Source organism: Siccirubricoccus phaeus (genome assembly GCF_008360935.1).
GTDB lineage: Bacteria > Pseudomonadota > Alphaproteobacteria > Acetobacterales > Acetobacteraceae > Siccirubricoccus > Siccirubricoccus phaeus.
This window is the reverse complement of record NZ_SRXO01000014.1, coordinates 149,368-157,652: the sequence shown is the minus strand read 5'-3', so window position 1 is coordinate 157,652 and position 8,285 is coordinate 149,368. Positions and strand designations below refer to the sequence as shown.

Annotated in this window: 9 protein-coding genes; 3 read left to right on the top strand and 6 right to left on the bottom strand. The window is 72.2% G+C overall.

Going from position 1 to position 8,285, the window contains the following annotated elements; translation table 11 throughout:
• The 3 genes from E5N76_RS30105 to E5N76_RS19495 all read right to left on the bottom strand — a co-directional run.
• Positions 1–335: hypothetical protein (locus E5N76_RS30105; protein ID WP_207792025.1), on the bottom strand; the 335-nt coding region annotated here is incomplete at its 3' end.
• 507 nt (positions 336–842) lie between these two features.
• Positions 843–1,808: a tripartite tricarboxylate transporter substrate binding protein gene (locus E5N76_RS19500; RefSeq protein WP_149538989.1), complete on the bottom strand. Its 966-nt coding sequence runs from the start codon at positions 1,806–1,808 to the stop codon at positions 843–845.
• Positions 1,809–2,281: 473 nt separating this feature from the next.
• Positions 2,282–3,508, bottom strand: a complete 1,227-nt coding sequence (locus E5N76_RS19495; RefSeq protein WP_149538988.1) for a BaiN/RdsA family NAD(P)/FAD-dependent oxidoreductase — start codon at positions 3,506–3,508, stop codon at positions 2,282–2,284.
• Positions 3,509–3,587: 79 nt separating this feature from the next.
• On the opposite strand from E5N76_RS19495, the gene E5N76_RS19490 reads away from it, so the two are divergent.
• Positions 3,588–3,959 carry a hypothetical protein gene (locus E5N76_RS19490; protein ID WP_149538987.1) on the top strand — a complete coding sequence of 124 codons (372 nt, stop codon included), beginning with the start codon at positions 3,588–3,590 and terminating at the stop codon, positions 3,957–3,959.
• A gap of 141 nt (positions 3,960–4,100) precedes the next feature.
• Here the strand turns inward: E5N76_RS19490 and E5N76_RS19485 are convergent, their stop codons facing one another.
• The 3 genes from E5N76_RS19485 to E5N76_RS19480 are packed head-to-tail and all read right to left on the bottom strand — an operon-like array spanning position 4,101 to position 5,264.
• Positions 4,101–4,775, bottom strand: coding sequence for a VOC family protein (locus E5N76_RS19485; protein ID WP_235907782.1), 675 nt, complete (start codon positions 4,773–4,775; stop codon positions 4,101–4,103).
• 10 nt (positions 4,776–4,785) lie between these two features.
• Positions 4,786–4,887, bottom strand: a complete 102-nt coding sequence (locus E5N76_RS31400) for a VOC family protein (protein WP_408021716.1) — start codon at positions 4,885–4,887, stop codon at positions 4,786–4,788.
• 11 nt (positions 4,888–4,898) lie between these two features.
• A complete protein-coding gene (locus E5N76_RS19480) occupies positions 4,899–5,264 on the bottom strand; it encodes a DUF1428 domain-containing protein (RefSeq protein ID WP_235907780.1) in 366 nt (121 codons plus the stop codon).
• Positions 5,265–5,389: 125 nt separating this feature from the next.
• On the opposite strand from E5N76_RS19480, the gene E5N76_RS19475 reads away from it, so the two are divergent.
• Positions 5,390–5,830, top strand: a complete 441-nt coding sequence (locus tag E5N76_RS19475) for a MarR family winged helix-turn-helix transcriptional regulator (protein ID WP_149538986.1) — start codon at positions 5,390–5,392, stop codon at positions 5,828–5,830.
• 201 nt (positions 5,831–6,031) lie between these two features.
• The gene (uvrB, locus tag E5N76_RS19470) at positions 6,032–8,248 is read left to right on the top strand and encodes an excinuclease ABC subunit UvrB (protein WP_149538985.1); all 2,217 of its coding nucleotides are present in this window, start codon (positions 6,032–6,034) and stop codon (positions 8,246–8,248) included.
• Positions 8,249–8,285: the final 37 nt, after the last annotated feature.

The window sequence follows — 8,285 nt, the reverse complement described above, 5'->3', positions numbered from 1 at the left end:
GGTTCCACCACCGGCGTCTGCCGCGCCGGGGCCGTGGCCCGGGGCGCCTGGGCCTGGGGTGCGGCAGGGCGGGGGGGTGCGGCTTGCGGCCGGGATGCGGGCTGCGGCCGGGACGGGGCGGCGGGGCTGGCGGGCGGGGCGGGTGCGCCGCCGGGCGAAGGCGCGGCGGCCCGGGGCGGCGGCAGGCTGCCGCCCGACTGGCCCAGGCTGCTCTGCGCCAGCGCGACCGGGGCCAGCGCGACCGGGGCCAGCGCGACCGGGGCCAGGGCAATCGCGGCCAGCACGGCGGGAGCCAGTAGCAGGGCGAGCAGGGCCGGAAGGATGCGTGGGATCACCGCCCCCGCATGGCCCAGCCCCGCGCGCCGGGTCAAGCGCCCAGCGCGGCCCGGGCCGGGGCCGGGGCGGATCGTTCCGGGCAGGCCAGGCCGGGCCGGCCGGTTTCCGGGGTCGCTGCCCGAGGCCGCAGGGGACCAGGCGCCTCGGCCCGCCGCAAAGGCGCGCGGTTCAGCGCGGCAATTGGCCGGCCAGGCGGCAGCGCTCGGCGCGCCTGGCGTTGTCCACCTCCGTTGCGAAGACATTGCCGCGGCTGTCCACCGCCATGGTGTGCACCCGGTGGAATTCGCCGGCATTGCGACGTAGCCCCGTGCGTCATCCCCGGGCATGGCGCAGGGGCATGGCGCAGGGGGGGCGGTGGAGCACGCCGCCACTACGCCCGCTTCTCCAGATTCCAGAAGAACTGCGCCGGCGACGTCACCATGCCCACAGGCGGCGCCGACAGGCCATCGGCTGCTCCACCGCGCTCAAGGGCACGCAGGGCGCCACCTGGACGTCGGGGGGAAATATCATTGGGGCGTAATCCCGGCCTTGCGCGCCGCCTCGCCCCATTTGGTCAGCTCCGCCTGGCAGAAGGCGCGCATCTCCTCGGGCGAGGAGGTGACGATCTCCGCCCCCAGCACGCGGTGGCGGTCCACCACCTCCGGCCGCCGGAGCGCCGCCACGCAATCGGCGTTCAGCTTCGCCAGGGTCTCCGCCGGCACGCCGGCGGGCGCGATCACCATGCCCCAGGTGGAGGCCTCGAAGCCCGGCAGCAGGGCCTCGCCGACGGTCGGCACATCGGGGAGCTGCGGCGCGCGCTTCGCCCCCGTGGTCGCCAGCGCCTTCAGCGCGCCGGACTGGATGTGCGGCAGCGCGGCCGGCACCGTGTCGAACATGATGTCCACCCGCCCGGCCATCAGATCCGGATGCGCCGCGGTGCTGCCGCGATAGGGCACGTAGCTCAGCTCCGTCTGGGTGAGCTGGCCGAACAGCACCGGCGCCAGCCGCACCACCCCGCCGGTGCCGGCGAAGGTGACGCCCGGGTGGCGCTTCGCATGCGCCACCAGCTCCGCCGGGGTGTTCGGCCCGAAACCCTTGCCGGCGCAGAGCACCAGCGGCGTCGAGGTGGTCTGGGTGACGAAGGTGAAGTCCCGCATCGTGTCATAGGGCAGCCGGTAATAGGCGGCATTCACCGGATGCCCCACCGAGACCAGCGCCAGGGTGTGGCCGTCCGGCGCGCTACGGGCCAGGGTCTCGGTGCCGATCACCCCATCGGCGCCGGCGCGGTTCTCCACCGGCACGGGCTGGCCCCAGGCGGCGGCCAGGGGCTCGGCCATCAGCCTTGCGGTGATGTCCGAAACGCCGCCCGGCGTATAGGGGACGATGAGGCGCACCGGCCGCTGCGGAAAGGCCTGGGCGCGGGCGCGGCCCACCGGCAGCAGGGCCGGCGCGGCCAGCAGCGTGAGCAGCGCCCCGCGGCGGGTGACGGGCATGGTTGTTCCTCCCAGGCTGTGTTGGCCGCAGTCTCGCGCGGCGGCGCGGCCGGCGGCAATGCACGGCTTCGCCGCCGCGGCAGGGCGCGCTCGCATCGGCCGTCCGGCGGCGGTTCTCGGGGTCGGGCCAGGATCCGGCGACATCGTCCTAGAGCGTCTTCACGCTGACTGCGCAGCGTGAAGACGCTCTATCTTATTGATGGTAGAGCAGATTCACGCCTCCGGGCGATTCCGCCCTCCGGCGATCTGCTCTAGTGGCCCGATTCCGCAGTCCTGCGGACTTCGTTCCCGGGGCCGCTAGCTCTTGTTTTCAGTGGCCGGCGTGTCCGCTGCGTTCGCTGGACATCCAGCGAACTTCGCGGGCAGGACACTAGAGCGGTTTCACGCTGACTGTGCAGCGCGAAACCGCTCTAGCGTATGGATTGTAGAGCAGCTTCACGCCTCCGGGCGATGCCGCCCTCCGGCGATCTGCTCTAGCTGCCCCGCGCCGGCATCCGGCCGGGCGGGTTCACCGCCGGCGCCGCCTCCGCCTGCAGCCAGGCCAGCGCCCCCAGCCCCGCCGCCCGCCCGGTGGCGAAGCAGGCCTGCAGCAGGTAGCCGCCGGTCGGCGCTTCCCAGTCCAGCATCTCCCCCGCCGCGAAGACGCCGGGCCGCGCCCGCAGCATCAGCCGCGCATCCAGCGCCGCCCAGCCCAGCCCGCCAGCGGAGGAGATGGCGCGCCCGATCGGCATCGGCGCTTCCAGGCGCAGCGGCAGCGCCTTCACCAGGCGGGAGAGCGGCCCGGCCGCCCCCGCCCGCAAGGCCTCCTGCACCAGCGCCGCGGCCACCGGCGCCAGCCCCGCCCGGCGCAGATGATTGGCCAGGGAGACGCCGCCCCGCGGCCCGTCCAGCCGCGCCGCCAGCGCCTCGGCGGAAAGGTCCGGCCGCAAATCCAGCGCCAGCGTCACCGGGCCCTCCGCCGCGATCGCCTCCCGCAGCTTCGCGGCCAGGGCATAGACGGCGCCGCCGATCCCGGCTTCCGTCACCATCGCTTCGCCCCGCACCGCCGCCCCGCGGAAGGCCAGGGCGATGCGCTTCAGCGGCGTGCCGGCGAAGCGGCGGCGCAGCGTTTCCGACCAGGCGATGCGGAAGCCGCAATTGGCCGGGCGGAAGGGCACCACGCCCGGCAGCCAGCCGGCCCAGCCGCCATCCGCCCCCAGCCGGGGCCAGGAGGCGCCGCCCAGCGCCAGCACGGTGGCCGCCGGGCGCAGCGCCACCGGCCCCTCCGGCGTGGCGAAAGCCAGCTCGCCCGCCGGGGTCCAGCCCTGCCAGGCATGGCGCAGGCGGAGCGCCACCCCCTGCCCGGCCAGCCGCGCCAGCCAGGCGCGCAGCAGGGGCGAGGCCTTCAGCGCCCGGGGAAACACCCGCCCGCTGCTGCCGGTGAAGCAGGGCTGGCCCAGCCCCTCCGCCCAGGCCACCAGCGCCGCGGGCGGGAAGGCGCGGATCAGCGGTTCCAGATGCGGCCGGGCGGTGCCGTAGCGGGAGAGGAAGGACTCCAGGGGTTCGGCATGCGTGAGGTTCAGCCCGCCGCGGCCGGCCATGAGGAATTTGCGTCCCGGGCTCGGCATGCGGTCCAGCACCGTCACGGCGGCGCCGCCTGCGGCCAGCACCTCCGCCGCCATCAGCCCCGCCGGGCCGGCCCCGATCACCGCTGCCTGCATGGCAGGGCTTCTACCGGAGAGGCGAACCCGCGGCCACCAACCCCGTTAGGGGGGCAGAGCGAAATGAGGGAGTAACGCCATGGCTGGTGGTATCCTGTCCGCCCTGCGCACCCAGGCGAATGAGCTCGGCGACGGCGCCGAGAGCTACGGGCGGCGCGCCCGGCGGGAGTTCCGCGACCGCGGCCGGGAATTCCGCAGCCGCGGCGACGAGACGCGGACGGAGCTGGCGCGGCTCTGGTCCCAGCTCGAGGATCTGGTGGAGCGGCGCGTCGTGCCCACCGCCTCCGAAGCCGTGGGGAATGCGCGGGATTATGCGCGGGAGGGCCGCGACGCCGCGGTCTATGTCGCCGGGCATCTGCGGGAGGCGACGCGGGCGCAGCCGCTGCTGGCGATCGGCATCGCCGTGACCGCGACTTGGCTGATCAGCTCCATGCTGCGGGGCAGGCGCTGAATCCGGGGCGCTGCCCGCTGGCGGCAGTGCCGCCAGCCCCTGCCGGGGCCAGGGATCTGGCCCCGGACTCCGGCCTGAGGTCCGGGCCCGTGGGTTGAACCTGCCGAGTCACGGCGAAGCCGGGGGCGAGGCCCCCGGCACTTACGTCCGCCGGGGTCCCACCAGCCCGAATTGCGCCCCCTGCGGGTCGTTGCCGACGACGACGAAGACCTCGCCCGGCACTTCGGCGGGGCCGTAGTGGATGGTGCCGCCGGCGCCGCTCGCCGCCTTCGCCGCCACGTCGATATCGGCGACGCCGAAGTAGAAATTCCACGCCGCGCGCGGCACATCCGGCAGCCTGGGCATGACCGCCCCCAGCACTTTCCCCTGCAGCGCGATGAACTGGTACTCGCCATGCTCGCCCATCGGCATGGCGCCCTGCTTCTCCCAGCCGAACTGCTTGCCGTAGAATTCCAGGGCCGCCGCCGGGTCCGGCGTGGTCAGCTCGTTCCAGTGGCAATGGCCGGGGCGGTCGCGATCGAAGGCGGTGCTCGCCTGGTCGCAGACGCCGCGCATGACGTAGAAGGCCACGCCCTGCGGATCCGCGAGAAAGGCGAAGCGGCCGACATTCGGGATATCCGTGGGCGGCACGAATTGCGCGCCGCCGGCGGCGCGGATGGACGCCGCCGCCTGGTCCACGTCATCCACGCCGACATAGCCCAGCCAGCCGGGCTGCATGCCCTGCGCCGCCGCGTCCTGCGGCAGGGCCATCAGCCCCGCCACCGCCATCTCCCCGGTGGAGAAGAGGCGGTAGCCGGATTCCGCCCCGCCGGGCATCTCCGGCACCTTAGGCCTGCCAGCCCAGCACCGCGCCGTAGAAGGCCTCGGCCGCCTGCGGGTCGCTGGTCAGCAGCTCGTACCAGATGAAATCGCCATGGGGGTTGGGCATGGGGCGCTCCCTCAGGCGTCGACGACGGGGACGAAGCCGCCGAAGATCATGCGCTTGCCGTCGAAGGGCATTTCGCCCATCTGCTTCATGCGCGGGTCTTCCATCATCCGCTTCATGGCGGCGTCGCGGACGTCCTTGGACGGGTATTCGATCCAGGAAAAGACCACCACCTCGCCCGGCTCCGCCTTCACGGCGCCGCGGAAATCCGTGAGCTTGCCGTCCGGCACGTCGTCGCCCCAGCATTCCACCACGCGGGTGGCGCCGTATTCCTTGAAGAGGGGGGCGGCCGCCGCGGCGTGGCGGCGGAACTCCTCCTTGTTCGCTGCCGGTACGGCCAGCACGAAGCCATCCACATAGCCCATCCGCGATCCGCTCATGCCGGCCTTCCTCTCCTTCCGTGCCCGGCCTGGTGCGGCGCGGGCTGTGTTGGCCGGAACGGGCTGGTTGCGGCGCCCGATCTGTCCCGGCTTGACAAAAACGTTGATATCAACATAATCAGGGCATGTCAAGACCGGTGCCCTTCGAGACGACGCTGGAGGTGCGCGACGCCTGTCTCTGCCTGCATGTACAGCGCGCGGCGCGGGCGCTGGCGCGACGCTTCGATGAAGCCTTGCGGCCGGCAGGGCTGACCAACGGACAATTCTCCCTGCTGATGGCGCTGAACCGGCCGGAGCCGGCGCGGATGCTGCCGCTGTGCAAGCTGCTGGGGCTGGACCGCACCACGCTGATCGCGGCGCTGAAGCCGCTGGAACGGGACGGGCTGGTGGCGAGCGAGGGCGACCCGAAAGACCGCCGCAGCCGGCTGCTGCGGCTGACCGAGGCGGGGCAGGCCAGGCTGGCCGCGGCGCTGCCGATCTGGCGGGCGACCCATGCGGTGGTGGAGGCGGGGCTGGGCGGGGTGACGGCGGAGGCGCTGCGGGCGGGGTTGATGGCGCTGGGGTAGGGGCGGTGGCTCCTCCTCCCCCCGCTGCTGTGCGGGTGCGGGCCCGGTCGCATCCCACCCTCCCAGGTCCTTCGGGCGCGGGCCCCGCCGACCCCCCGCTGGCGGGGAGGGTTGGGTGATCTCACGCGGCGCTTCTGCCCAACGCCCCTCGTCCCGCCCCGGCTTTCCATGGCAGCATGGCCGCCCCAGATAGGCGATGCGATGAACCACCTCGCCCCCGTCCTGTTCCATCCGCCGAAACGCCCCGCCCCGCCGCATGAGCGGGCGCTGAAGGTCGTTTCCCCTTTCGAGCCGAATGGCGACCAGCCGACGGCGATCCGCGAGCTGGTGGCGGGGCTGCAGGGGCAGGAGCGCGACCAGGTCCTGCTCGGCGTCACCGGCTCCGGCAAGACCTTCACCATGGCGAAGGTGATCGAGGCGGTGCAGCGCCCGACGCTGATCCTGGCGCCGAACAAGACGCTGGCGGCGCAGCTCTATGGGGAGATGAAGAGCTTCTTCCCCGAGAATGCTGTGGAGTACTTCGTCTCCTACTACGACTACTACCAGCCGGAAGCCTATGTCCCGCGCACCGACACCTACATAGAAAAAGACGCGCAGATCAACGAGCAGATCGACCGGATGCGCCACTCGGCGACGCAGGCGCTGCTCGAGCGGAACGACGTCGTCATCGTCGCCTCGGTGAGCTGCATCTACGGTATCGGCTCGGTCGAGACCTATTCCCGCATGGTGGTGAAGCTGGAGCGCGGCGGGCGGATCGAGCGCGACCTGCTGGTGAAGGGCCTCGTCGAGCAGCAATACCGCCGCAATGACAGCTTCTTCGCCCGCGGCACCTTCCGCATCCGCGGCGAGACGGTGGATATCTGGCCGAGCCACCTGGAGGATCGTGCCTGGCGCGTCTCCCTCTTCGGCGACGAGGTGGACGGCATCCGCGAATTCGATCCGCTGACCGGCGAGGTGACGGCGGAGATGGAGCGCGTGGCGATCTACGCCAACAGCCACTACGTCACCCCGCGCCCGACCCTGACCCAGGCCATCTTCAGCATCAAGGCGGAGCTGAAGGAAAGGCTGGCGGAACTCGAGGCCCAGGGCCGGTTGCTGGAAGCGCAGCGCCTGGCGCAGCGCACGCAATTCGACATCGAAATGCTGGAGACCACCGGCTCCTGCAAGGGGATCGAGAATTACTCCCGCTACCTCACCGGCCGGAATCCCGGGGAGCCGCCGCCGACCCTCTTCGAATACCTGCCGGAGAACGCGCTGCTCATCGTCGATGAGAGTCACGTCACGGTGGGCCAGCTCGGCGGCATGTATCGCGGCGACTATGCGCGGAAGAGCATTCTGGACGAGTTCGGCTTCCGCCTGCCCTCCTGCAAGGACAACCGGCCGCTGAAATTCGAGGAGTGGGACGCCTACCGGCCGGAGACGATCTTCGTCAGCGCCACGCCGGGCGCCTGGGAGATGGAGCGCACCGGCGGCGTCTTCGCCGAGCAGGTGATCCGGCCGACCGGGCTGGTGGATCCGGTGACGGATATCCGCCCGGTGGAAGGCCAGGTGGACGATCTGCTCGCCGAATGCCGCGAGCAGGTGAAGAAGGGCGGCCGCGTGCTGGTGACGACGCTCACCAAGCGCATGGCGGAAGACCTGACCGAGTACATGACCGAGGCGGGCATCAAGGTCCGGTATCTCCACTCCGACGTCGACACGCTGGAACGGATAGAAATCATCCGCGATCTCCGCCGCGGCGCCTTCGACGTGCTGGTCGGCATCAACCTGCTGCGGGAGGGCCTCGACATCCCGGAATGCACGCTGGTGGCGATCCTCGACGCCGACAAGGAAGGCTTCCTGCGCAGCACCACCTCGCTGATCCAGACCATCGGCCGCGCCGCGCGCAATGCCGAGGGCCGCGTGGTGCTGTATGCGGACCGGATGACCGACAGCCTGCGCCGCGCGCTGGAGGAGACGGAGCGTCGCCGCGCCAAGCAGATGGCCTGGAACGTCGAGCACGGCATCACGCCGCAGACCATCAAGCGGCAGATCGCCGATGTCATGCAGTCCGTCTATGAGCAGGATTACGTGACGGTCGAGGCCGTCGAGGGCGATGCCACCGCCGAATTCGTCGGCAAGGATCTGCGCGCGACGATCGCGGAGCTGGAGAAGCGCATGCGCGCCGCCGCGGCCGATCTGGAATTCGAGGAGGCGGCGCGGCTGCGGGACGAGATCAAGCGGCTGGAATCGCTCGATCTCGGCCTGGCGCCGAATCTGGCAGGGCGGAGCCTGCAGGAGGCGGTGCCGCGGGGGCCGGCGGCTGCCGGCAAATCCCCCGCCCGGCAGAAGCAGGAATGGCGGCCGAAGCCGCTCGGCCCCGGGGGCGGCGGCTATACGCCGGAGAAGCGCCGCGGCGGCGGGCGCCGCCGGGCCTGAGGGGCCGGGGCCCGCCGGGCAGGGCAGTGCCGGAGCC